Genomic DNA, 24,369 nt, shown 5'->3' with positions numbered 1-24,369 from the left:
CCGCCTCTACGGCGGCGAGGACGCCGACGCCCTGATGGGCGGCGCCGGGGCCGACTATCTCGACGAGGGCGCCGGTCACGGCGATGTGGAAGGCGGTATGGGGGATGACACCTTGGTTGGCGGGTTGGGCCCGGACGCCTTCGCCGTGGATCCAACCAGCGGAAACGACGTCATCCGCGACTTCACGGCCGGCCCAGGCATGTTCGACCACCTGGCGCTGCGCGATCTGCGTTGGGAGGAGCTGAGTTTCGAAGATACGACCGCCGGCGTCCGCGTCAGCTGGGCAGGCGGTTCGGTGCTGCTGGAAGGCGTGGCGAAGTCGCAGCTGGCCCAGGACGATTTCATGTTCGCCGAGACGCCCGACCTGCCGCCGGCGTCGCGCGATGCGACGGGCCCCACTGCCGAGCGCCCGAGCCCAAGCATCGAAGGCCCGACCTTCGGTCATCGCGATCTTCCCGGCGAGCGGTTCGACCAAGCGGCGGACGCGGCGCTGCGCGACGGGGACGTAACCCTCGCCTTCACCGGTGACGAGGCCTACCAGGTGATCGTCGGCGAGCGCGAAGGCGACGGCTTGACCGGGGGCGCGAGCGTTGACAACATCTTCGGTAGAGACGGGTCAGACACCTTGGTTGGCTTGGGCGGCGACGACGTCCTGCAGGGCGACGCCGGCGACGACCGGCTCGAAGGCGGCGACGGCATGGACCGGCTCGACGGCGGCATGGGCGCCGACACCCTGATCGGCGGCGCCATGGTCGACGACGTCATGGGCATGGAGGGCGCCGACTCGATCGACGCGGGCGCTGGCCACGACATGATCGAAGGCGGGATGGGCAATGACACCATCACCGGCGGGACCGGCGCGGACGCCTTCATCGTCGATCCGGACAGCGGCTTCGACGTCATCACGGACATGGAGGTTCGCGGTGAAGCGCAGGGCGCCTTCGATCACTTGGCTCTGCGGGACATCCGGCCAGATCAGGTGACGGTCGTCGATCGGGCTGAGGGCGCTTTCGTGTCCTGGAACACGGACCGAGACGCCGATCCCGAGGGCGGGGTCCTGCTGCAGGGCGTCTTCAGGGCGGACCTACGCCAGAGCGACTTCATGTTCATCGATGAGCCGGGCTTTGTCGCCGGGATCAGCGACGCCGGCTCCGATTGGATTTTCTGAGCGAACGGCCGCTCGGCAAGGGCCAAGCGGCTATCGCCGCCAGCCCGTCGTGAAGTCGAGAGTCCGCAGCAGCGCGAAGGTGCTGCAACTCGCAGTCCCGAGCGCACGGCAGACATCGGGAACCTTCCGGTTCGCCCTTTGGCGGTTCGGGCTTGAGGTCTCATTGCTGACGACGCAGCGCTCTTGAGGCGCGCGCTGCGTGTAGGCGATCAAGAACGGGTCTCGCCCGACGCGCTCCAGCTCCACGTCGTTCAAGTCGGGGGCATACCCATCGTCGATGACGCGCTGAACGTCCTCCGGCGCAATCACCTCGCCGAGGACGAGTGCGCGTCTCACCTCGACGCGCTGCAGCCACCCGTAGAGAAGGTCCTTCTCCGCGTCGCCCGTCCCGTCCCGCACCTCCTCGAAAATCTCGAGCGGCATGCAGACCCGCCCCTGTTCCGCCTGGTGCAGCAGCCAGTCCCAGAACTCCGGCACCCGGTTGATTGGGTAATAGTTGTTGTTGGCGGTGATCAGGACGTTGGCGTCGAGCAGATAGAGCACTAACTGGCGCCCCCGGCGACCAATGGCTCTACGTTGCGCGGGCGGACACCAAGGACCTTGCCGGCCTTGGTGGGCGTGAGCGTGCCTTCATCCAAGGTCCGACGAACCAGTTGAAGCAGCGCGCCGCCGAGCTTGTGCCGACGAACCACATAGTAGTTGGGGCCGCCTTCCGCGGCTCGTTCCCGCTGCCGCCGCTCGTCGCGATCCCGGAGATATTCGTTGCGGAAGGCTCCACTGACCGTTCGCCAGCGCTCCTCCGTCAGGGTGCCCGTCAGGCGAAGCCGGTAGGCCACAAGGGCCCGGCTGATGTGGCGGCCCGTCGAGAATTCCGTGATCCGCTGCTGCACGGCCACAAGGTCGGCGGCGCGCACATCAAGCCCGGCGAACTCCTCAGCCGGGAGCAGCAAGGCGCTGGCCACATCGTTGCAGAAGCGCTCCATACGCGCCTCCATCGACCCGCCGCTGATGCCCGTCTGCCCCAGCACCACATGCGCAAGCTCGTGCAACAGCGTGAACGCCCAGGCCGACTTGGCGTCCTGGTCGTTGATCACCACGAAGGGCGCGATCTCGTCGGCCAGGGCGAAGCCCCGGAAGGCCTCCACGTCGATCGCGCTATGGTGCGAACCCAGATTGCCGATGAGCAGAACGAAAACCCCTGCGGCCTCGGCCTGACGCCTGAGATAGTTGAAGGCGAGCTCGGTCGTGCGCTGCGCGCGGAATTCGGCCAAGCTGAAGCTGATCGCCTCCCGCACGGCGCGGGCAACGCCGTCGACACCGTCGTTCAAGGTCCGCGATGCGACGAAACGAAGTGGCGAGGCGTCCTCGTCCTCCAGGAGCGCGCGCACCACGCCTTGGCGGGCGCGAATGTCCCGCACGAGCGCATCCACCGCCCCTGCGGCGCCAGGGCGCTGGTCGTCCGGAAGCGTTCGGAAGTCGTCGCCCCGATCGGCCTTCGGCGGCGGCTTGGCCAAGTAGAAGGTGATCAACGGCCGCCGATAGACCTGCGCCATCTTCAACAGGGTGGGCCGGCTCACCTCCCCCTCCCCCGCCTCCAGCGCGGCGAGCCGCTGTGCACCGGGCCCTTGGCGCGTGTCCCGCAGCCCGACCTTCTGCGCAGCCTCCGGCAGCGCGAGACCGGCGGTCTCACGCGCCCAGGTCAGAATGGCCGGGTTCACGTGGGTCATGGCGTCTCCATGCCCCGGAATGGTTGATGGGGCGAGAAGCTCCTCCAGCTGCTTAGCATCGCGAGGCCTCCGCGCCGTCGCCCTCGTCCTTGGCCAGCCGGCGATAGAGGGTGGCCCGCCCGCAGCCGATCAGCTTGGCAGCCGACGGCACGCTGAGCGAGCCGTTGCGCAGCATGGGTCCATAGTGGGCCCACTGGTCGTCGGTGATCTTGGCCGGGCGACCAAACCTCACCCCCCTCGCCTGCGCGGCCGTCCGCCCTGCGCCCGTCCGCTGCAGGATCAAGCTCCGCTCGAACTCCGCAATGCCGGCGAACACGGTGAGCACCATCTTGCCCGCCGCCGAAGTGGTGTCAGCCCATGGCTCAGCCAGGGAGCGCAGCCCGGCGCCGCGCTCGGCGATCTCTTCGGCCAACGTCAAGAGGTCCCGCGTCGAGCGCGCCAATCAGTCAAGACGCGACACGACGATGACGTCGCCCTCCCGTAGGTGCTCCAGCAGGCGATCGAGCTCCGCGCGGGCCCGCTTCGCTCCTGACGCCTTCTCCTCGAAGATCTTCCTGCAGCCAGCCTCCTTCAGCGCTGCGCGTTGCAACGCGAGATTTTGGTCATCGGTCGAAACGCGGGCATAGCCGAGCAGCATATCCGAGAGTCTCAAAACCCGTCTCGATAGTCAACGCTTTCGAGACCAACTTTTGAGACAGGCCGCGCCGGGGAAATGCGCGCAATCCGCCCGAGTCCCGAAACTTAGGAGTTTTAGGACACCAGACCTAGGGCTTCATGTTCCATGGCCGCCGCTGCGAGCTCAGCTCCACGCAGCACTCGACCTTCCGCTTTCCGCTCGCTGTAGCGGTCCACGAGGTAGTCGGCGCGGTCCCGCGTCAACAGGGTGAACTTGTAAAGCTCCTCCATCACGTCGACCACGCGGTCGTAGTAGGCGGACGGCTTCATGCGCCCAGCTTCGTCGAACTCTTGGTAGGCCTTGGCCACCGAGGATTGGTTGGGGATGGTGATCATCCGCATCCAGCGTCCGAGGAAGCGCAGGGTGTTCACGGCATTGAACGATTGCGAGCCTCCGGACACCTGCATGACCGCCAAGGTGCGGCCCTGGGTCGGCCGCACACTGCCGATCTCCAGGGGAATCCAGTCGATCTGCGCCTTCATGATCCCGGAGATCGCCCCGTGGCGTTCCGGGCTGCACCAGACCTGGCCTTCGGACCACTGTGAAAGCGCCCGCAGCTCCTGCACCTTAGGATGGTCCGGTGACACGGCGTCGGGCAAGGGCAGGTCTCGCGGATCGAAGATGCGCGTCTCGGCGCCGAAGCGCTGCAGGATGCGGGCGGCCTCCTCCGTCAGCAGCCGGCTGTACGAGCGTTCGCGAAGCGAACCGTAGAGCAGCAGGATCCGCGGCGGGTGGGTCGCAGTCGATATGGCGTTCAGCTTCTCCAGGCTCGGCGTCTCGAGGAACTGCGGCTGCAGGGCGGGAAATTCGGTCATTCGGAACCTCGAACGTCGGACGCGACTTCAAACTGTCGTAGACTTCCTATATTGTCGAAATATGGAAACAAAGCCTGCCCTTGCAAGCCTGTCCGCCCTCGCTCACGAGGTTCGCCTCTCCGCTTTCCGCCTCCTGGTTCAGGCCGGACCTGAGGGCCTGCCGGCCGGCGAAGTGGCCCGTCGCCTGGGCGTGCTGCCCAACACCCTGTCGGCGAGCCTCAATGTGCTCAGCCATGCGGGCCTGATCGACTCACGTCGAGAGGGCCGCTCAATCATCTACAGCGCCAACTACGACGCCATGCGCGAGCTGTTGGCCTTTCTGATGGAGGACTGCTGCGGCGGTTCGCCGGAGATCTGCGCGCCCCTGGCCGCCATCGTCAGCCAATGCTGCGTGGCCGAAGGCGCGCGTGCCTGAGGAGCCGCCCGTGAGCGACAAGACCTACAACATCCTCTTCCTGTGCACCGGCAACTCGGCCCGGTCCGTCATTGCCGAGGCGCTGATGAACAAGGAGGGCCAAGGACGCTTCAAGGCTTACTCGGCGGGCTCCATGCCCACGGGACGTGTCAATCCACACGCCCTGTCGATCACCCGTGCCCTCGGCTTCGAGGACATGGCGTTCCGCTCCAAGTCCTGGGACGAGTTCGCAAAGCCGGGCGCCCCGCCGCTCGATTTCATCATCACTGTCTGTGACAACGCCGCCGGCGAGGTCTGCCCTGTGTGGCCGGGCCAGCCGATGACCGCCCATTGGGGCGTGCCGGACCCGGCTGCGGTCGAGGGCTCCGAGGCCGAGATCGCCGCGGCCTTCTCCGAGACGGCGCGGATGCTGGGCAACCGCATCCGCATCTTCCTCAACCTGCCGCTGGCTTCCATCGACCGCATGTCCCTGCAGGCCAAGCTGCGCGAGATCGGCCAGTCCGCCGACGAGATCCAATCCACCCAATGACCACGATCGAGCCGCCGGCCCTGGCCGAAGGGCCCAAGGCCCTGTCCCGCTTCGAGCGTTTCCTGACCCTGTGGGTGGCGCTCTGCATCATCGTCGGCGTTGGGTTGGGCCACCTCTTCCCAAGCGTTTTCCAGGCTATCGGTGGCGCCGAGGTCGCCAAGGTGAACCTGCCGGTGGCGGTGCTGATCTGGCTGATGATCATTCCGATGCTCATGAAGGTCGATTTCGGCGCCATGCGCCAGGTTGGCCAGCACTGGCGAGGCATCGGCGTGACCCTGTTCGTCAACTGGGCGGTGAAGCCGTTTTCGATGGCGGCGCTGGGCGCCTTCTTCATCGGCTACCTGTTCCGCCCTTACCTGCCGGCCGGCGAGATCAACAGCTACATCGCCGGCCTCATCCTGCTTGCCGCGGCGCCCTGCACGGCCATGGTGTTCGTCTGGAGCAATCTGACCCGAGGCGAGCCGCACTTCACCTTGAGCCAAGTGGCGGTCAACGACGCCATCATGGTGGTAGCGTTCGCCCCGATTGTCGGCCTGCTGCTGGGCCTGTCGGCTATCACCGTGCCGTGGGACACGTTGCTGCTCTCGGTCGGGCTCTACATTATAGTGCCCGTCGTCCTGGCGCAGCTTCTGCGAGGCGCGTTCATCAGGCGCGGCGGCGAGGCTGAGCTTCAGCGCGTCCTCGGACGCATCGGGCCGCTCTCGCTCACGGCCCTGCTCGCGACCCTGGTGCTGCTGTTCGGCTTCCAGGGCGAGCAGATCTTCACCCAGCCGGCGATCATCGCCATGCTGGCCGTGCCGATCCTGATCCAGGTCTACGCCAACTCGGCCGTCGCCTATCTGCTCAACCGCGCCACGGGTGAAGCCCACTGCGTCGCCGGACCGTCCGCGCTGATCGGGGCCAGCAACTTCTTCGAGTTGGCCGTCGCCGCCGCCATCAGCCTGTTCGGCTTCTCCTCCGGCGCGGCGCTGGCTACCGTGGTCGGCGTGTTGATCGAAGTGCCGGTCATGCTGACCATCGTCGCTATCGTGAACCGGTCGAAGGGTTGGTACGAGCGCGGCGCGGCCGTTCAACGGGTGGCGGCGCGTTGCGCCTCACCAATCACGAGGTGACCTGCATGTCCGCCTTCTCGATCACCATCTTCCACAATCCGGCGTGCGGCACCTCGCGCAACACGGTCGCCCTCGTAAGGGCCGCTGGCTATGAGCCCGAGGTCGTCGAGTACCTGCAGACCGGATGGACCAAGCCGCAGCTGCAGGAGCTGCTCGCGGCCATGGGCGCCAAGCCGCGCGACATCCTGCGCGACAAGGGCACGCCAGCGGTCGAGCTGGGGCTGCACGGTGCGGAGGCCAGCGACGAGGCCATCCTCGACGCCATGGTGGCGCACCCGATCCTGGTGAATCGCCCGATCGTCGTCACCCCGAAGGGCGTGAAACTCAGCCGGCCTTCAGAGGCTGTCCTCGATTTGCTCGATCGCAAGCCCGACAGCTTTAGAAAGGAGGATGGCGAGGTCATTCCGCTCGGCTAAAAGTCCCGCAACCCAGTGACATTCGAGATCCTTCTGAGACGACTTGTTTGCGCGGCACGAACTTAGGAGTTTCGGGACCTTCCTCTTCCTGACACCACGCCAAGACGGCTGCGGTCACGCGGTCTCAGACCACAGCCAAGTCTAATAGGTGGAACGCCATACCGACGGCGGCGCAGCCGAGCAGCACCGGGATCACGCCCATCTTGAAGCGGAAGACGGCGAGCGCCGCGGCCAGGGTGAGGACGAGCGAGGCCCAGTTGATCGTCGACAGCACCGGCACGTCCATGCGAAGCCCCCAGCCGGCCACCTCCCGCACCTCCCGGAAGAGCACGTGCAGCCCGAACCAGATCGCCAGGTTAAGGATCACGCCCACCACGGCCGCCGTGATGGCGGCCAGGGCGGCGTTGAGCGCCCTGGCCCCGCGGAGCGCCTCGACGAAGGGGGCGCCCAGGAAGATCCAGAGAAAGCAGGGGGTGAAGGTGACCCAGGTGGTGAGCACCCCGCCAAGCACGCCGGCCAGCAAGGGCGACAGGCCCTCGGCGCCGCGGAAGGCGCCCATGAAGCCGACGAACTGGGTGACGATGATCAGCGGGCCCGGCGTGGTCTCGGCCATGCCGAGGCCGTCGAGCATCTCGCCGGGCCGCAGCCACCCATAGGTCTCCACCGCCTCCTGGGCGACGTAGGCCAGCACGGCGTAGGCCCCGCCGAAGGTGACCACCGCCATCTTGGAGAAGAAGACCGCGATCTGGGAGAAGATGTTGTCCCAGCCGACCAGCAACCCCAGCCCCAGCACCGGCGCCGCCCACAGCGCCGCCAGCAGCCCCGAAATCTTCAGCGACCAGAGGAGATTCGGCCGGGCGTGAGCGGGCGTCCCTTCGCCGAGGAGACTGTCGGCGTCGAGCACCTCCTTGGCCACCACCGCGCCATGGCCGCCGCCCACGAGGAAGGCCGGGACGCCGGCGCGCCCGCCGATGAAGCCGACCAGCGCCGCCGCGAGGATGATCAAGGGAAACGGCACGTCGAAGGCGAAGATGGCCACGAAGGCGGCGGCCGCGATGCCGATTATCACCGCATTCTTCAGCGAGCGACTACCGACGCGCACCACCGCCTGCAGGACGATGGCGAGCACGGCGGCCTTCAGGCCGAAGAACAGGGCCGCGACCATGCCGACGCCGCCCAGCAGCGCATAGAGGACGCTGAGCGCCATGATGGCCAGGAAGCCGGGCAGGACGAAGAGCACCCCGGCCAGCAGGCCGCCGGCGGTGCCGTGCATCAGCCAGCCGATGTAGATGGCGAGCTGCTGCGCCTCGGGGCCCGGCAGGAGCATGCAGTAGTTCAAGGCATGCAGGAACCGCCGCTCGCCGAGCCAGCGCTTCTCCTCCACGAGGATGCGATGCATCATCGCGATCTGTCCCGCGGGACCGCCGAAGCTGAGGGCGGCGACCCGAGCCCAGACCTTCATCGCCTCGGCGAAGGACACGCCGTGACCGTGGGATGGAGACGCGACTTCGGCGGCCGTGGTCATGCGGCGCTCGCCCGGGCGAAGCGGGCGTTGGCGCCCTTCCAGGCGAACGCCTTCATGTAGGCGTCGACGTAGGCCGCGGCCCTGGCGCCATAGTCCATGTGGTAGGCGTGCTCGTACATATCGAGCGCCAGGAGCGGGCGGCCGTCGGCGAGGGTCTGGGTGTGGTCGGAGGCCCATTGGTTGACAAGCCGCTGGTCGCGTTCGCTCCAGGTGAGCAGCACCCAGCCCGAGCCGCCGCCCAGGGCCTTGCCCATGCCGGCGAACTCGGCCGCCCACCGCTCATGGCTGCCGAAATCCCGCTCGAGGGCGCGCGCCAGCGGCGCCGAGGGGGCGTCCCGTTCCCCGAACCCCTCGAAGTGGACCTCGTGCAGGACCATGGAGTTCCAGGCGAGCAGTTCCTCGCGCTTCAGCCCGTTCACCAGGAAGGTCGGCGCGGCGGCCATGTCGAGCTTGGCGAAGTCCGTCTTGATGGCGCCCAGGCGCCTCACGGCGCCGGCGTAGTTGTTGTCATAGTGGCTGCGGATGAGCTTCTCCGACAGGCCCGGAACCTTGGCGGGATCGAATGCCAGCGGCTTGGGCGTGAAGGCCGCCGCCGCGGCAGGCGTCCCTCCAGCGGTTTGTGCGGCGGCGACGGGCGCGGCGGCGGCGAGGCCGGCGGCGGCGGCCAGCAGGGTGCGGCGATCGGGATCGGTCATCGGTCTCTCCTTCAGAGGTCGGCGGGACGCCAGGCGTGGCGCTCGCGGTCGGGGTTGAGGCTCCAGGCGTAGAGGGCGTCGTAGAGGACCAGGCCTTGGGCCAGCAGAGCCTGGTCATCCGAGTGGGTGAGCGATAGCCCCAGCGAGACCGCGTGCAGGCCGGCGGCCTCCGGCGCCAGGTCGTGGCGGTCGGTGTCCGCGCCCCGCACGATGAGGGCGAGCCTCTCAAGTCCGGGGTCGACGAGCCCGAAGTGCGTGAGGAAGGCGTCGAAGCTGCAGAGGTCGCCGACGTGGGAGAACGGCGCGCCTGGGAGGTCGAAGACGATGGCCCCTTCCCGCTCGGCCGCCTCGAACACGGCGGGCGTCGGGACGTAGAGGATCTCCGCTTCGGGCTCGAGGAACCGGCGGATCAGCCACGGACAGGCCAGGCGGTCGATCTTCGGCTGTTCACGGGTCACCCAGCGGGTGGGGCGGCCGCCTGGAAAAAGCTCGGAAAGGCGACGGTCGGTCTCAGAGTCCAAGGCAAGCGCTCCCGAGGGCCCGCGCAAGACGGACGCCTGAAGGAGCGGATCTTGGACGAGCGAACCCGTCTGACCGGGCGATCCGCGGAAGCCCGATGACCCTCGGATACCCCGTCGGCGGCCCCTTGGGAAGAGGTGGACGCTAGACGGAAATCAAGGCGTCGACCCGAAGCTCAGACGACGCGCTTCAGACGGGCGAAGTCGCCTGAGACCCGCAGGGTGAGCGTCACCGGCTTGCCGGCGCGGTTGCGCCAGAACCAGCCGTGGGCGCCGTCGAAGGCGGCGGTCAACTCGCCTTCGGAAACCGCCTCCGAGCCCTTGGCGTAGCCATGGTACTTGATGCCCTGCCCATCTCCGTGGGTGTCGAAGTTCAGCTTCGGCCCGTCGGTGCTCCAGCGGTAGTCGACGGTGGCGCCCTTGCGCATCTCGGCCTTGAACTCGACGGCCTGGTTGGGCGCCAGGGTGACGGTGACCTCCTCCACCTTGCCCGCAGGCGCAGCCGCCGCGGCCGCGATTGGGGCGGACGCCGACGGCGGGGGCGCGGCGGCGACCGCAAGCGGCGGTGCGACTGTCGGCGCTGTGGCTTCGACCTCCGCTTCGGCCGCGAGGGCGACCTTCACCTCGCCCATCTGGGTCAGGCCGATGAGGCGGCCGACCCCTGTGGGGTCGATGGCGTATTCGGCCGGCACGACCACGGTGACGAGCAGCCCCGCGGCCACTGCGGCCGCGATGGCGGTGGAGCGCAGCAGTCGACCGGTGCTCGGCAGTTCGGCGGGATCGGGTTTGTGGATGTTCGACATGAGGATCTCCCGTCAGGCGACGAAGAAGCCGACCAGCTGATAGCCGGTGAGGACGAAGCCCGCCGTCATCAGCATGACGTTGGCGGCGTAGGCGTGCTTCCAGAAGCTCGGCGTGCGTCGCCAGAAGCCCATGGCGATGAGGATGACGCTGAGCGCCAGGATCTGACCGAGTTCGACACCGATGTTGAAGGCCAGCAGGTTCGGGATCAGCCCGTCGCGGGCGAGCTCGAAGTCCTGCAGCTTCGTTGCCAGGCCGAAGCCGTGGAAGAGCCCGAAGATGAGGGTGGCCGCCTGGGCGTTCGGCTGCACGCCGAACCAGCGCTGGAAGGCGCCGAGGTTGTCGAGGGCCTTGTAGACCACCGAAAGCCCGATGATCGCGTCGATCAGGTAGGCGTTGACGCTGATGCCGGTGAGCACGCCCAGCAGCAGGGTCACCGAGTGGCCCACCGCGAACATCGTCACATAGAGGCTGATGTCCTTCAGCCGGTAGAGGAAGAAGATCACCCCGGCCAGGAACAGCAGGTGATCATAGCCGGTCACCATGTGCTTGGCGCCCAGGTAGACGAAGGGCGCGAACAGCACGCCGGAGCTCTCCTGGATGTAGCCCTTGTCGCCCTCGGCGACGCCATGCGCCCAGGCGGCGCCGGCGACAAGGCTGAGGATCAGGGCTGCGATGGCCAGGCGCAGCGTGCGCCAGGCGGGCCAAGGTGCTGTGGAACGGCTCGATGTCATGGCGTCAGATCCCTGCCGAAGGCCATTGGCGGTGAAGGTCGTCGATGACGAAGTCATGAGCGTGGGCCCGGTCGTCGCCTGCCGATCGCCCTTCCCGGAGATGCGGGTGGGCCGGTGGAAGGTCGTCGTGCCGATGGACCACCACGTCCGGGTCCTCGGCCGGCCAGAGGACCAGGGCCGCCACGACGCCGACGGCGGCCAGCACAGCCAGGGTGATGGAGGTCCAGCCCAGGCCGATCCGCGCCCCCACGGCGCCGGCCACCAGATAGGTCAGCAGCCAGCAGGCGTGGGACAGGGCGAACTGGGCGGCGAAGACGGCGCTGCGGTCGTCGGGGCTGGCGGAGCGTCGCAGCAACCGGCCGGACGGGGTGAGCACCGCGGAGTAGCCGACGCCCATGATCGGCCACAGGATCAGCAGCGCGACCCAACGATCGCCCCCCGGCGCAAGGCTCGTCGCCGCTGTCGCCAGCAGGGTAGCCGCCAGGAGCAGGGCTGCGCCCGTCATCACCTTGCGGTCGTCCAGGCGCTCGAGCAGCCGCGGCAGGGCGAGCGCCGCGAGCATCGAGCCCGCGCCGAAGGCGGCCAGCGCCAGGGCGACATCGTTCTCCGAGCGGCCCAGTAGCGAGCGGACGTAGACGACGGTGTTGACGATGACCATCGCGCCGCCCGCGGCGGCGGCGAGGTTCAGCGCCAGCAGGCCGCGCAGGCGCGGTGTCTTCAGGTAGATGCGCGAACCGCGGGTGGTCCGGGCATAGATCCCGCCGGCCTGTGGTTGTCGCTTTGGCTGCGGGACGACGACGGAGACCACCAAGGCGGCGGACGCGAGGAAGCCCAGCACGGTGCCGCCGAACAGCCAGTGGAAGCTGATGAGGCTGAGCAGCGCCGCGGCCAGCATCGGGCTGACCAGGCTTTCCATGTCGTAGGCGAGCCGCGAGAGCGACAGCGCCCGGGTATAGCGGGCCTCGTCCGGCAGGATGTCCGGAATCGCGGCCTGGAAGGTGGGCGTGAAGGCGGCCGAGGCCGACTGCAGCAGGAAGATCAAGAGGTAGATCTGCCAGATCTCGGTCACGAACGGCAGCATCAGCGCCACCCCGGCTCGCACCAGGTCCATGGAGACCAGGAAGGCCCGGCGCGGCAGCCGGTCGGCGAAGGCGTTGGCGATCGGTCCCACACCGATGTAGGCGACCATCTTGATCGCGAGCGCCGTGCCCAGGATCGCGCCGGCGTCCGCGCCGGCGAGATCGTAGGCCAGCAGGCCGAGCGCCACCGTGGCGAGACCCGTGCCCACGAGCGCGATCACCTGCGCCAGGAACAGGCGCCGGTAGGTGCGGTCGGCAAGCACGCTCAGCATGGCGCTCGCCTCCGGAGCGGGGTCAGCGGGCCGGCGCGGGTCACGCCGGAGCCTCCGCGGCGATCTCGGTGCGGCGGCGCACCCGACCGTGCACCAGCCGGTAGAGCGCCGGCAGCACCAGCAGCGTCAGCAGCGTTGAGGACAGGACGCCGCCGATCACCACGGTGGCCAGCGGTCGTTGCACCTCGGCCCCGGCGCCGACGTTGAAGGCCATGGGCACGAAGCCGAGGCTCGCCACCAGGGCGGTCATCAGCACCGGGCGCAGACGGGTGAGCGCCCCCTCCCGGATGGCCTCGTCGAGACCGCGCCCCTCGGCGCGCAGGCTGCGGATGAAGCTCAGCATCACCACCCCGTTCAGCACCGCGACGCCCGAGAGCGCGATGAAGCCGACGCCCGCCGAGATCGAGAGCGGCAGGCCGCGCAGCAGCAGGGCCGCCACCCCGCCAGTCAGCGCCAGCGGCACGCCCGAGAAGACGATCGCGGCGTCCCTGAAGGAGCGGAACAGCGCATAGAGCAGGCCGAGGATCAGCAGCAGCGTCACCGGCACGACCAGCTGCAGGCGCTTGGACGCCGAGATCAGCTGCTCGAAGGTGCCGCCGTAGGTGACCCAGTAGCCGCTTGGGATCTCCACCTCGGCGCCGACCTTCTCCTGCACCTCCGTGATGAAGGAGCCGAGGTCCCGGCCACGGACGTTGGCGGTGACCACCACGCGGCGCTTGCCGTTCTCGCGGCTGATCTGGTTGGGCCCGATCTCCACCGCCACCTTGGCCACGTCGGCCAGCGGCACGAACCCGCGCGTCCCCTCCCCGCCCGCCGCCAGCGGGATCCGCAGCCGGCCGATCTCGTCGACGTTGGTGCGGATGGCTTCGGGCAGGCGCACCACCACGTCGAAGCGGCGATCACCCTCGAAGACCTGGCCCGCCACCGTTCCGCCGAGGGAGGTGGCGACCACCTCCTGGACGTCCTGCACGTTGAGGCCCAGGCGTGCGAGCGCGGCCCGGTCGGGCGTGATCTGCAGCACCGGCAGGCCGGTGACCTGCTCGACGCCGACGTCCTGGGCGCCATCGACGCCGGAGACGACGGTCTCCAGCTGCTGGCCGATCGCCAGCAGCTGGTCGAGGTCGTCGCCGAACACCTTCACGGCCACATCGGCGCGCACGCCGGATAGCAGCTCGTTGAACCGCATCTGGATCGGCTGGGTGAACTCGTAGTTGTTGCCCGGAATCTGGGCCACGGTCGCCTGCAGCTCGGCGAGCAGCTGGGCGCGCGGCTTGCGCGGGCTGGGCCAGTCCTTGCGGTCCTTCAGCATGATGAAGGTGTCGGCCACCGACGGTGGCATGGGGTCGGTGGCGACCTCGGCGGTGCCCATCTTGGAGACGACACGTTCAACCTCGGGCAAGGACTTGATCCGCGCCTCAAGCGAACTTTGCATCGCTATAGCTTGGCTGAGGCTGGTGCCGGGAATCCGCAGGGCGTGCATGGCGATGTCGCCCTCGTCGAGGTTCGGCACGAACTCCGAGCCCATGCGGCTGGCGGCGAAGCCGGCCAGCAGCACCAGGATGGCCGCGCCCGCCACGAAGGCGGTGCGCAGTCGAAGCGCGGTCTCCAGCGCCGGGGCGTAGAGCCGTCGCGCGCCCCGCATCACCCGGCTGTCGCCCTCCTCCACCTTGCCGGTGACGAACAGCGCCACCGCCGCCGGCACGAAGGTCAGCGAGAGGATCAGCGCCGCGGTCAGGGCCATGACCACGGTGATGGCCATGGGGTGGAACATCTTCCCCTCGACACCGGTGAGGGCGAAGATCGGCACATAGACCAGGGTGATGATCAGCACCCCGAACAGCGACGGCCGGATCACCTCGCCGGTGGCCTGGGCGGTGAGGTCAAAGCGCTCGTCGCGGGTCAGCAGCCGGCCCAGCCGGTGCTGGGCCTCGCCGAAGCGCCGCAGGCAGTTCTCCACGATGATCACCGCGCCGTCGACGATCAGGCCGAAGTCCAGGGCGCCCAGGCTCATCAGGTTGCCGGAGACCCGGCCCTGCACCATGCCGGTGATGGTCAGCAGCATGGAAAGCGGGATGATGGCCGCGGTGATCAGGGCGGCCCGAATGTTGCCGAGCAGCAGAAAGAGCACCACGATGACCAGCAGCGCGCCTTCCAGGAGGTTGGTCGCCACCGTTTGGATGGTCCGCTCCACCAGGTCGGTGCGGTCGTAGATCGGCTCGGCGATGACACCGGGCGGCAGCGCCTTGGCGGCCTCCTCCAGCCGCTCGGCCGCCGCCCGCGCCACGGTGCGGCTGTTCTCGCCCACCAGCATGAAGACGGTGCCCAGCACCACCTCCTGACCGTTCTCGGTGGCCGCGCCCGTGCGCAGCTCCTCGCCCATGCCGAGGTCGGCGACATCCGCCACCCGGATCGGGGCCCCGCTGCGGTTGGCGACAATGACTCCGCCGAGGTCGGCCAAGCCGCTGGCCTGCCCCGGCACGCGCACCAGGTACTGTTCGCCAAAGCGTTCGACGTAGCCCGCGCCCACGTTAGCGTTGTTGCGTTCCAGGGCGGAGACCACGTCGCTCAAGGTCAGGCCATAGGCCGAGAGCCGCTCGGGCAAGGGGGTGACGTGGTATTGCCGCTCGAAGCCGCCGATGGTGTTGACCTCGGTGACGCCGGGCGTGTTGCGCAGCTGCGGCCGGATCACCCAGTCCTGCAAGGTGCGCAGGTCTTCCGGCGTATAGGCTTTGCCGTCGGGACGCCGGGCGCCGGGCTTGGCCTCCACTGTGTACATGAAGATCTCGCCAAGCCCCGTGGCGATGGGCCCCATCTCCGGCGTGAGCCCGGGCGGCAGTTGGCTGCGCGCGCTCTGAAGGCGCTCGTTCACCAGTTGGCGGGCGAAGTAGATGTCCGTGCCGTCCTTGAAGACCACGGTCACCTGGCTCAGGCCGTAGCGCGAGACCGAGCGGGTGTATTCGAGCCCGGGAAGCCCCGCGATCGCAGTCTCCACGGGGAAGGTGATCCGCTGCTCGGCCTCCAGGGGCGAGAAGCCCGGCGCCTCTGTGTTGATCTGCACCTGGACGTTGGTGATGTCCGGCGTGGCGTCGATCGGCAGGCGCTGGAAGCTCCAGACGCCGATGGCCACGCTCAGCAGCGCCATGGCCAGCACCGCCCAGCGGTAGTGGATGGAGAGCGCGATGATCCGCTCGAGCAGCGGCGGGCGCTGCGCGCCTGCGTCAGTGGTCATGGCTGGCCCCCGACTTCTCGATGTCGGCGCGGATCAGGAAGGCGCCGTCGGTGACGTACTCGGTCCCGGGCTCCAGCCCGCCCAGCACCTCGGTCCACTCGGGCGTCTGAGCGCCGAGTTCCAGCATCCGCACTTCGTAGGTGTTCCCGACCTTGGCGAAGACCACAGTGAAGTCACGGAAGCGCTGCAGCGCCTTGGTGCGGACCGCCAGCGGCACGGACTTGGCGGCGACCTGCACCGAGCCTTCCACGCCCATGCCGGGCCGGAAGCTGCCGGCCAGGCTCGGCGGGATCTCCACGTGGGCGATCAGGGTCTGGCTGGCGAGGTCGGCGGTCGGCAGCACCGTCTCGATGCGGCTCGTCGCGCGTCCGTCGCCCGAGAGGCTGCGAAGCTCCACCCGCTGGCCGGCGCGGATGCGCTCGGCGTCGCGCGGATAGACGAAGAACTCGGCGTGCAGCTTGGTCGGGTCGGCGATCACGTAGAGCGGCTGGTCGTAGGCCACGTCGCCGACGTTGGCGTTCTTCTTGACGATCACGCCGCTGAGCGGTGCGGGGATGGAATAGATCTGCAGGCTGTTGCTAGACTCCACCCGCGCCAGCAGCTGGCCGCGGCGCACCTGCTGGCCGAGGTTGCCGGTCATGGCCATGATCCGCCCGGGATACCAGGCGCGAACCTCCCCCTGCCCTTCCGGCGTCACCTCGACGCGACCGGAGAGGTCGAGCAGTTCGCCGACGATGGCGCCGCCGGCCCGCTCCGTCTTTACGCCGCCGGCCTGGGCGGCCTCGGCGCTGATCGTGGTGCGGCCCTCGTAGGAGGCGTAGGCCCACTGGTGGGTGCGGCCGCCCTCGACCGCGCGCACCTTCACGTCGAAGGAGTGCGGCTCGGTCACCACGCCAGCGCCGCGCAGGTAGTCCTGCTGGGGCGCAAAGCTGAAACGGTCCACCTTGCCGCCGAGCCGGGTGAGTTCGACGGTGAGGTGCACCTGCCGAGGGTCGAGCGGCTTGTCCTCGCGGTAGGCGTAGACGTGGAACTCCGGCGGCACGCCTTCCTCGAAGATGGTCATCTCGATGGCGAAGTCGCCGGCCCGAAGCATGCGGCCGCGATGTGGACCGCGCTCGAACTCGGCGGCGGCGGCCGCATGGCCGGCTTCCGGCTTGGGCGCCTTGCGCTCGCTGCAGGCGGTGAGAAGGCCGGCGACCAGCGCCAGGGCGAGCGGCACGGCGCGCCAGGAAGGACGGGACAGCATCAGCGGGGCTCCGCGGAAGGCGTGGATGCGAGATGGGCGAAGCGGCCGGTGAGCCGGTCGAGGGCGGCCTGGTCGGTGTGGTGTTGGCGCAAGACCGTCACCCGCCGCGCGCGGGCGTCGGCCAGGGCGCGTTCGGCCTCGGTGACGTCGATGTACTGGAAGCCGCCGCGGTTGAAGCCGTCCCGCACCAGTTCGACGGTCTTGATCGCCGACGGGATCACCTCGGCGCGGATCCGCTCGGACTCGGCCGCGGAGGCCGCGAGCTTGGCCCGCAGCCGGGCGATCTCCCGGGCCTGCAGGACCCGGGCGGCGGCGATGTCGGCCTCGGCGGCGTTGCGCTCGGCCAGGGCCCGCTCCACGCCGGCCTTGTTGGTGTCGTAGCGCTGCAGCGGGATGGTGCCGCCAACGATCAGGGCGACGTCCGAGCCTTGCCCGAAGTAGCGAACGCCGGCGCGCAGGGTGGGATCAGCCACTTGGCGGGCGCGCTCCAGCTCCACTCGCGCCAGGGCGGCGTCGCGGGTGGCGCCCAGCAGCGCCAGGTCGGCGGTCTCCGCGGGCACCGCCGCCGTGGTGGACGCCGTGCGGAAGAAGGAGGTCTCCAGATCGAGGCTGAAGTCCGGGCTGCCGCCCCAAAACGCGGCGAGCGCCGCCCGCGCATTGCGCGCCGTGTCGCGGGCTTGGTCGCGGGCGATCTCGGCCTGGGCCGTCAGCGTCTCGGCCCGGGCGCCGGCGAACAGGGGGTCCCGGGCGCTGCGGACCCGCCGGGCGATGTCGGTCTGGGAGCGTTGGGCGGCGATCAGCCGGGCCTCGGCGATCAGCAGGTCGGCTTCGGCGGCGAGCGCCGCCGCGTAGGCGACCTGCACCTCCTTGATGAGGTCCAGCCGTCGCACCTCCTGGCGGCGGCGCACCAACTCGATCTCGGCGGCCGCCACGGCGGTGCGCGCGGTGCGCTTGCCCCCGCGCTCGAAGGTCTGCTGGTAGGTCACCGTGGCTTCGGTGCGGTCGAGGATCGAGTAGGCGCCGGAGCCTGCGAAGTTCTCCAGCTCCACGCCCAGCGCCGGGTTGGGCCGCAAGCCGGCCTGGCGCTGGGCCGCCCGCGCCGCCTCCACCCGCGCCTCGGCGGCGGCGGTCGAGGGATCGACGGCCAGCGCGCGCGTCACCGCGTCGGTGAGTGTCAGGGACGGCGCCGGCGCCTGGGCCAGGGCGGCGCCGGGTCCGAAGGCGAGCGCCAGCGCCGCCAAAAACGGCGCGGCGAGGAGCCGCGCCAGGGCGCAACTCGGACGGAAGATGGGCATGAGGTCTCTCGAAGCACGATGAAACGGCGCGCGTGGCGGGGCCTCGCGCGGTCAGGCGTTCAGATCGAGAGCGGCTTTGGAGGTCGTTCGAGCCGGGCGCTCAGCCAGGACTCTGGCCCGTCGGCGAGCGGCAGGTCCAGGGCGGCCCCGGTGGCCACGATCAGCGCCGGCAGCCGCTCGGACTCGAGCGCCGCGAACTGCGAGGCCTCGCCCGCGTGTTGGTGGCTGCGGACTCCGTCGTCGGGGCCCTGGTCGCCGCTGTCCGGTTGGCGATGATCGTCGTCGTCAGCCGCTGCGGCGTGGTGATCGCCTTGATGGTCGGCGCCGTGGTCATGCTCGTGGTCGAAGGACACCGCCCCGGCCAAGGCGTTGGGCGCGTGTTCGACGCCCAGCGCGTGCTGGACCCGATCGACGCTGGCCACGGCGCCCTGATGAGTCAGCACCGCCATCAACGCCAGGCAGCACATGGCGAGGAACGATCGCAGCCGAGGCTTGCGGCGGTTGAACACTGAGGCGGCAGACTCCCAATGGCGCAGTTGTAAGCAGGCAGCAACGACACCGCAAGATTCGGTTCAACTGCAGAACGTCGGTGAGCGACGTTCCCAAACAGGGCGCGCGATTGGCGACAATGGCTAGTTCCTGTCGGTTGAACCCACTCTGTGGCTGTCGTAGCGCCCTCCGACGACTGATTGATGAGCGCATCGGCCTGGACCAAAGGCGCGCAGACCAGGACGCAACAAAGACTGAGGGCGTAAAGGGCCGAGGTTGACGAATTGGCGAGGGCTGCGCCCTTGCGCCGCAAGGGTCCGTGCCTCGTTTCGCTGCGGGCGCGCCGACCTCCCTTGCGGAGCTCACCCGCTCATTGGCGCGAGCCTAGTCCCTTTGCGGGACAGGCCTGCAAAGGCCGGCGAGGAGAACTTCAGCGCCAGAGAGGCGCATCCTGCGCGTGAGCGCCAGCGCGAACCGCCGCAGCGCGTTCCTGCGCGAGCCGGTAGTGGCCGCGGGAGAATGCCGGCCAGTCGAGCGCCCAGCCGGCGCCCACCATGATCTCGGCAATATCGCGGCCCCAGGGGTCGAGGCAGCGCGCCACTATCCGATCGTGCGAGGGCGGCCCCGCCTGGCGGCAGGTCAGAGGATGGTCGGCGACCACGGCGACCAAGTAGCGGGTCGCCACCGGGCCATTCGGCGTCGAGGCTTCCGGCGCGTCGATCCCCCATAGCCGGATCTTGTCTTTGCCGATCCAGAAGGTGTCGCCGTCAACCACACGGGTGACCGGGCCGGCGACCGGTCGAAGGGCTGGAAGTGGCGGGGCCTGGTCCCTAAGCCCGCCGACGACGCGGGGACCGGCCAAGCCGAGCGCCACGGCGCCGAACGCCAGGAAAAGACCGGTGTTCAGCGTCACGCGGGGTCGCGGCAATCTCAGGAACCGCATCATTGGGTCTGCACCCCACCCTTCGAGGCAGATGCAGCCCACCGACGCGGCTCACAGGGGCTCTCCAAGTGCGGGCCGGTGGACGTGTGGATGCCTCCACGCGGCCACGATGGCCCAAAGCTGCGAGTCGGTCGAGGGGTCCCCCGCCGAATTCGTGTTGCTGCGATGTTCCAATCCGGGACTCCGCTCAAAAAACACAATGGCTCCGCTTGCCTTCAAGTTCGGTGCGCCGCAGGGTTGCACCAGGCTTTCAGCCGACTCCCCCAAAAATAGCACTTGATCAGCGAATCGCGACGGGCTTACTGTCGGATTTGTCAGGAAATACGACATTTTCCGGACAATTACCGGCTTAGGGCGCGCGGCTGGCGCTGCGCGACGAATGATGGCGCTCGCGTCGAGATTGCAGTGCAAGAGGAGCGTCACGCGTTCCGAAGCCTTGTTAGGCAAGCGCCTACGCTGTGCGCCTGGAACGCTCGCTCATGTGACGAGGAGCGCCGGCTGATGGTCTTGGAGTTCGCCGCAGTCCTGGCGCTCGCCCAGCGGTGTGCTCCGTCCGTCGCCCCCGAGACCATGCTGTCCATCGTTCAGGTGGAGAGCCACAATAACCCGCTTGCCATCAACGTGAATGGCGCGGCCGACCCGGCGCCGGCGCGCACGGCCGAAGAAGCGATCCGCACGGCTGACGCGCTGATCCGCCAGGGCCGCAGCGTCGATCTCGGCCTCGGGCAGATCAACAGCAAGAACCTTGATTGGCTCGGCATGAGTGTCGCCGACGCCTTCGATCCGTGCCGCAACCTGGCCGGCGCGGCCAGGGTCCTCGAAGCCGGCTATCTCAGCGCGGCCCGCCTGGCGCCTCAGCAGCAGGCGCTTCGGATGGCCTTTTCCGCCTACAACACCGGAGACCATCGCCGCGGCTTCGCCAACGGCTACGTGGCCAAGGTCGAGGCCGCCGCCAGCCGGGTCGTGCCGGCCCTCGGGGGTGGCAAACCCGCCCCTCCTCCCGCCCCGACGCCTGCGCAGCTCGCCCAGGAGATCGCCGCGGAGAACCTTTCCGTGCAGGTGCCTTTGGCCGAGCCCGAACCGCCCACGTGGGACGTGTTCGGCCGCACGAAGGCCTCGCCCGTCCTGGTGTTCGGAAGGTGACCGAGATGCTCGCCTTCCATGACGTCAAACGTGACCACGGCCGCCGACGCGACATATGCTGGATCCCTTGTGAGCATGGGGTGTGGCGTATGCCCGAGGCGACGATCCGGGAGCGAATGCTGACGAGCCTGCGGCCAAGAAGCGGCAGGGTCGTTGGCGTGCGGATCGTCGAGGCGACCGACAGTACATGGACAATGTACGTCACGTTGAGCTGGAAGAGCGGAGAATACCTCGTCTCCGTCTACGGCTCTACGAAACCAAAGCGGTACAAACACTTAGCCGCCGCGGTCGCCCATTGTCGGGATGCGTACAAATACTACGGCCCGATAATTCTCGAAACTGAGAAGCAGGAGCCTCCCCCCCATGATGAGCTCACAAGCCATCACTAGTCAGGCGCCGGTCGCGCGGATAACGACCGCGCGCCGGGTCGGCGCAATTGCGTTCGCCACCATCGTCTTCACCCTCGGCCTGGTCGAACCGGCCCTCGCCCAAAACGTCGAAGGGCTGCTTCAGAACGTCCTGGACCTCCTCACCGGCAATACGGCCCGGCTGCTCGCCGTCATCGCCGTCGTGCTCCTGGGGATCGCCTGCATGTTCGGCCTTTTCGACTGGCGCCGCATCGCCATCGTCGTCGTCGGGATCGTCGTGGTGTTTGGCGCCGCGGAGATCGTCAACCTGCTGACGGGCGGCGCGGCCTAACGGCCCGCCGTCTCGCCGCGCGGCTCGGGGGGGCTGGCGTGCGGCGGGTGGAGATCCCCCCGTCATGGAAGACGACGAACGCATCACCGAAGACACCTTGTTCCTGGCCTGCACGCGGCCGGCCATGGTCCTGGGCGTCCCTGTCGAAGCGATGGCGATGAACGTCATCGTCACCGGCTTCATCTACCTGGTCGGACACAGCCTGCTCTACCTCAGCGTTGGCGTGGCGCTGCACTTCATCTTCCGGGCCATCGTCAAGCACGACCACAACGCCTTCCGGGTGCTGTTCATGTGGTTGGAGACGAAGGGCCGAGCCCGCAACCGCGGCTGGTGGGGCGGAAGCTCGCCTTCGCCGCTGAAGGTGCTGCGCCACTACAGCAAGAAGGACTTCCCAAATGGGTAAGGCCGCGGCCCTCCGTGTCGCCCCGACGGCGCGCGCGCCTACCGGCGTCCTGAAGCGCGAGACCGAGCTGGGGAGCAACCTGCCCTACGCGCGGCACGTCTCGGACCATGTCGTCGCGCTGGACAGCCGGGCCTTGATGATCTGCTTCAAGCTCGATGGCGCGTCCTTTGAGACCGCCGACGTGCGCGACATCAACGACTGGCACGCCAAGCTGAACAACGCCTGGCGCAATCTGGCCGACGAACGCCTGGCGATCTGGACGCACATCGTGCGCCGTGAGGATCGCGACTATCCCGAGGGAAAGTACCGCTCCGACTTCGCCCGCGGCCTTGACGCCGAGTACCGCAAGCGGGTCACCGGGACGCGGCTCTTCACCAACGACCTCTACGTCACCCTCGTGCTGCACCCGGGTCGCGACGCGGCCGAACGCGCGGCGGCCTTCTTCAGTCGCCTGCGGGTCCGCAGCAAGGCGGGCCTCGAGGTGGACGAGGACGCGATCCGCACCCTCGAAGACAAAGGCCGGGACCTGCTTCAATACCTCTCCCGGTACGGCGTGCGGCCGCTGGGCCTCTACGAGCACAACGGCCTTTGGTTCTCCGAGCCCATGGAGTTGCTGCACCTGGTCCTCACCGGTCGCCCGCAGCGCATGCCGCTCGTCCGCGGTCATCTCGGTCACGCGCTCTACACCTGCCGGGTGATCTTCGGCCGCGAGGCGCTGGAGATCCGCGAACCGGGCGAGGAGAAGTTCGCCGGCATCTTCGGCGTCAAGGAGTACCCGGCCGCCACCCGGCCCGGGCTGTGGGACGGGCTTCTGCGCGCCAAGTACCCGTTCGTTGCGACCCAGTCGTTCGCCTTCCTGTCGAAGGCCTCGGCGCGCGCGATCATGGAGCGCAAGCAGAACCAGCTCATCAAGGCCAACGACCGCGCGCACTCCCAGGTCGACGGCCTCAACGACGCCATAGACGACCTGGTGAGCAACCGCTTCGTCATGGGCGAGCACCAGTTCTCGATGCTGGTCTACGGCGCCAGCACCAAGGAGCTGGCCGACAACATGTCGGCCGCGCGCGCCACCCTGGCCGACTCCGGCCTCGTCGTGGCGCGCGAGGACCTGGCGCTGGAGGCGGCCTTCTGGGCCCAGTTTCCCGGCAACTTCGCCAAGCGCAGCCGTCCAGCGGCGATCAACTCGCGCAATTTCGCGGCGCTGGCGCCGTTCCACACCTTTCCGTCAGGCCGGTCGAGCGGGAACCATTGGGGTCCGGCGGTCGCGCTCCTGCGGACCTCGGCCCTCTCGCCGTTCTATTTCAACTTCCACGCCGGCGACCTCGGCCACACCTTCATCTGCGGCCCGTCTGGGTCGGGTAAGACCGTCGTCCAGAACTTCATGCTCGCCCAGCTCGAGAAGTTCGGCGTGCAGCAGGTCTTCATCGATAAGGACCGCGGCGCCGAGATCTTCATCCGTGCGTCCGGCGGAGCCTACCTGACGCTGAAGAACGGGGCGCCCACGGGCTTCGCCCCGTTCAAGGCGCTCGAATACAATCCTGCCAACCTCGTCTTCCTGTCGCAGCTGGTCCGCAAGCTCGTCACCCCGCACGATCGGCCGCTGAGCGTGCAGGAGGAGCGGCTGATCGCCGACGGCATCGCCGCCCTGCAGCCGATGGAGCCCCGCCACAGGTCGCTGCTCGCGCTGCGCCAGCTCCCAGGCCAGCGCGACGCCGAAGGGATTGGGGCCCGCCTGGAGAAGTGGACCCGCGCCGGCGCTCTTGGCTGGGTCCTCGACAACGACGCCGACCAGATCACGCTCGATGGGCGCCTGCTCGGCTTCGACATGTCAGATTTCCTCGACAACGCCGAGGTCCGCACGCCGATCATGATGTACCTCTTCCACCGCCTCGAAGCCCTGGTGGACGGACGTCGGCTCGTCGTCGACATCGACGAGTTCTGGAAGGCGCTGGGCGACGAGAGCTTCCGCGGTCTCGCCCAGGACGGGCTCAAGACCTATCGGAAGAAGAACGCCTTCATGGTGTTCGGCACGCAAAGCCCGGCCGACGTCCTGCGCTCCGAGATCTCGCACACGATCCTGGAGCAGTGCCCCACCAAAATCTTCCTGCCGAACCCCTACGGCCAGGCCCGCGACTACGTCGAGGGCTTTGGCCTCACCCGTGAGGAATTCCGGCTGATCCGGGAGGAGCTTTCCCCGGAGTCGCGGATGTTCCTCGTCAAGCAGGGGCACAACTCCGTGGTCGTCGAGCTGAATCTGGGCGGCCTCGAAGACGAGTTGGCGGTCCTGTCCGGCCGGGCGGAGACCGTCGAGCTGCTGGACCGCATCCGGGCCCAGCATGGCGATGACCCGGCCGTTTGGGGGCCGATCTTCCATCAAGAGCGACGGAGAATCCTATGAGAACCCGACTCCTCGGGGCGGCGGCGGCCAGTGCTGTGGCGG

The 24,369-nt window shown here is 68.6% G+C and carries 24 protein-coding genes and 1 pseudogene; 9 read left to right on the top strand and 16 right to left on the bottom strand.

The window, feature by feature from the left end; all coding sequences use genetic code 11:
• On the top strand, positions 1-1,168 hold a 1,168-nt coding region (locus AX721_RS21135; RefSeq protein WP_068877947.1), incomplete at its 5' end, for a calcium-binding protein.
• A gap of 30 nt (positions 1,169-1,198) precedes the next feature.
• On the opposite strand, the gene AX721_RS21130 is transcribed toward AX721_RS21135, so the two are convergent.
• The 5 genes and pseudogenes from AX721_RS21130 to arsH form a co-directional block, all read right to left on the bottom strand.
• Positions 1,199-1,711, bottom strand: coding sequence for a DUF4411 family protein (locus AX721_RS21130; protein ID WP_197422667.1), 513 nt, complete (start codon positions 1,709-1,711; stop codon positions 1,199-1,201).
• Positions 1,711-2,895 carry an ImmA/IrrE family metallo-endopeptidase gene (locus AX721_RS21125; protein ID WP_068877946.1) on the bottom strand — a complete coding sequence of 395 codons (1,185 nt, stop codon included), beginning with the start codon at positions 2,893-2,895 and terminating at the stop codon, positions 1,711-1,713. Before AX721_RS21125 ends, AX721_RS21130 begins: the two co-directional genes overlap by 1 nt.
• Before the next feature lie 52 nt (positions 2,896-2,947).
• The gene (locus tag AX721_RS28460; protein ID WP_255355310.1) at positions 2,948-3,127 is read right to left on the bottom strand and encodes a helix-turn-helix domain-containing protein; all 180 of its coding nucleotides are present in this window, start codon (positions 3,125-3,127) and stop codon (positions 2,948-2,950) included.
• A 9-nt stretch (positions 3,128-3,136) separates the two neighbouring features.
• Positions 3,137-3,532: pseudogene (locus AX721_RS28455) on the bottom strand (recombinase family protein); the annotation flags it as partial.
• A gap of 113 nt (positions 3,533-3,645) precedes the next feature.
• Positions 3,646-4,386, bottom strand: a complete 741-nt coding sequence (gene arsH / locus AX721_RS21115) for an arsenical resistance protein ArsH (RefSeq protein WP_068877945.1) — start codon at positions 4,384-4,386, stop codon at positions 3,646-3,648.
• Positions 4,387-4,447: 61 nt separating this feature from the next.
• Between arsH and AX721_RS21110 the strand changes: the two genes are divergently transcribed.
• The 4 genes from AX721_RS21110 to arsC are packed head-to-tail and all read left to right on the top strand — an operon-like array spanning position 4,448 to position 6,858.
• Complete coding sequence (locus AX721_RS21110) at positions 4,448-4,801, top strand: helix-turn-helix transcriptional regulator (RefSeq protein ID WP_068877944.1); 354 nt, start codon at positions 4,448-4,450, stop codon at positions 4,799-4,801.
• A gap of 10 nt (positions 4,802-4,811) precedes the next feature.
• Positions 4,812-5,330 (top strand): arsenate reductase ArsC, encoded by a 519-nt coding sequence (locus AX721_RS21105; protein WP_068877943.1) that lies wholly within the window; start codon positions 4,812-4,814, stop codon positions 5,328-5,330.
• Positions 5,327-6,442 (top strand): ACR3 family arsenite efflux transporter, encoded by a 1,116-nt coding sequence (arsB, locus tag AX721_RS21100; RefSeq protein ID WP_197422666.1) that lies wholly within the window; start codon positions 5,327-5,329, stop codon positions 6,440-6,442. The genes AX721_RS21105 and arsB overlap by 4 nt, the downstream gene beginning before the upstream one ends.
• Before the next feature lie 5 nt (positions 6,443-6,447).
• Complete coding sequence (arsC, locus tag AX721_RS21095; RefSeq protein WP_068877942.1) at positions 6,448-6,858, top strand: arsenate reductase (glutaredoxin); 411 nt, start codon at positions 6,448-6,450, stop codon at positions 6,856-6,858.
• Positions 6,859-6,982: 124 nt separating this feature from the next.
• Here arsC and chrA read toward each other — a convergent pair whose 3' ends face one another.
• From chrA to AX721_RS21040, 11 genes are all read right to left on the bottom strand, one after another.
• Positions 6,983-8,383, bottom strand: a complete 1,401-nt coding sequence (gene chrA, locus AX721_RS21090; protein ID WP_068877941.1) for a chromate efflux transporter — start codon at positions 8,381-8,383, stop codon at positions 6,983-6,985.
• Positions 8,380-9,078 carry a superoxide dismutase gene (locus AX721_RS21085; protein WP_082765411.1) on the bottom strand — a complete coding sequence of 233 codons (699 nt, stop codon included), beginning with the start codon at positions 9,076-9,078 and terminating at the stop codon, positions 8,380-8,382. Before AX721_RS21085 ends, chrA begins: the two co-directional genes overlap by 4 nt.
• 11 nt (positions 9,079-9,089) lie before the next feature.
• Positions 9,090-9,599, bottom strand: a complete 510-nt coding sequence (locus AX721_RS21080) for a chromate resistance protein ChrB domain-containing protein (RefSeq protein ID WP_068877940.1) — start codon at positions 9,597-9,599, stop codon at positions 9,090-9,092.
• A gap of 173 nt (positions 9,600-9,772) precedes the next feature.
• Positions 9,773-10,399: a transmembrane anchor protein gene (locus tag AX721_RS21075; RefSeq protein WP_068877939.1), complete on the bottom strand. Its 627-nt coding sequence runs from the start codon at positions 10,397-10,399 to the stop codon at positions 9,773-9,775.
• A gap of 12 nt (positions 10,400-10,411) precedes the next feature.
• On the bottom strand, positions 10,412-11,131 hold the full coding sequence (locus AX721_RS21070; RefSeq protein ID WP_068877938.1) for a HupE/UreJ family protein: 720 nt from the start codon (positions 11,129-11,131) through the stop codon (positions 10,412-10,414).
• Between the two features lie 4 nt (positions 11,132-11,135).
• Positions 11,136-12,482, bottom strand: a complete 1,347-nt coding sequence (locus AX721_RS21065; protein ID WP_068877937.1) for an MFS transporter — start codon at positions 12,480-12,482, stop codon at positions 11,136-11,138.
• 40 nt (positions 12,483-12,522) lie between these two features.
• Positions 12,523-15,678: an efflux RND transporter permease subunit gene (locus tag AX721_RS21060; RefSeq protein WP_156467310.1), complete on the bottom strand. Its 3,156-nt coding sequence runs from the start codon at positions 15,676-15,678 to the stop codon at positions 12,523-12,525.
• 22 nt (positions 15,679-15,700) lie between these two features.
• Positions 15,701-16,957, bottom strand: coding sequence for an efflux RND transporter periplasmic adaptor subunit (locus AX721_RS21055; protein WP_068877935.1), 1,257 nt, complete (start codon positions 16,955-16,957; stop codon positions 15,701-15,703).
• Positions 16,957-18,252: a TolC family protein gene (locus tag AX721_RS21050; protein ID WP_068877934.1), complete on the bottom strand. Its 1,296-nt coding sequence runs from the start codon at positions 18,250-18,252 to the stop codon at positions 16,957-16,959. Before AX721_RS21050 ends, AX721_RS21055 begins: the two co-directional genes overlap by 1 nt.
• Before the next feature lie 59 nt (positions 18,253-18,311).
• Complete coding sequence (locus AX721_RS21045; RefSeq protein ID WP_068877933.1) at positions 18,312-18,761, bottom strand: hypothetical protein; 450 nt, start codon at positions 18,759-18,761, stop codon at positions 18,312-18,314.
• Positions 18,762-19,171: 410 nt separating this feature from the next.
• Entirely contained in the window at positions 19,172-19,654 is a 483-nt protein-coding gene (locus AX721_RS21040) for a thermonuclease family protein (protein ID WP_231754748.1), read from the bottom strand.
• Between the two features lie 531 nt (positions 19,655-20,185).
• Between AX721_RS21040 and AX721_RS21035 the strand changes: the two genes are divergently transcribed.
• The 4 genes from AX721_RS21035 (at position 20,186) to AX721_RS21020 (ending at position 24,327) form a co-directional block, all read left to right on the top strand.
• On the top strand, positions 20,186-20,827 hold the full coding sequence (locus AX721_RS21035; RefSeq protein WP_068877931.1) for a lytic transglycosylase domain-containing protein: 642 nt from the start codon (positions 20,186-20,188) through the stop codon (positions 20,825-20,827).
• Between the two features lie 363 nt (positions 20,828-21,190).
• A complete protein-coding gene (locus tag AX721_RS21030) occupies positions 21,191-21,526 on the top strand; it encodes a TrbC/VirB2 family protein (protein WP_231733231.1) in 336 nt (111 codons plus the stop codon).
• 64 nt (positions 21,527-21,590) lie between these two features.
• Positions 21,591-21,929, top strand: coding sequence for a type IV secretion system protein VirB3 (locus tag AX721_RS21025; protein ID WP_068877930.1), 339 nt, complete (start codon positions 21,591-21,593; stop codon positions 21,927-21,929).
• Entirely contained in the window at positions 21,922-24,327 is a 2,406-nt protein-coding gene (locus tag AX721_RS21020; protein ID WP_068877929.1) for a VirB4 family type IV secretion/conjugal transfer ATPase, read from the top strand. The genes AX721_RS21025 and AX721_RS21020 overlap by 8 nt, the downstream gene beginning before the upstream one ends.
• Positions 24,328-24,369 lie beyond the last annotated feature (42 nt).

This window comes from Phenylobacterium sp. CCH9-H3 (assembly GCF_001557235.1).
Classification (GTDB): domain Bacteria; phylum Pseudomonadota; class Alphaproteobacteria; order Caulobacterales; family Caulobacteraceae; genus Phenylobacterium.
Note: the sequence above shows the minus strand (reverse complement) of the source record. Positions and strands in the feature narration are given on the sequence as shown.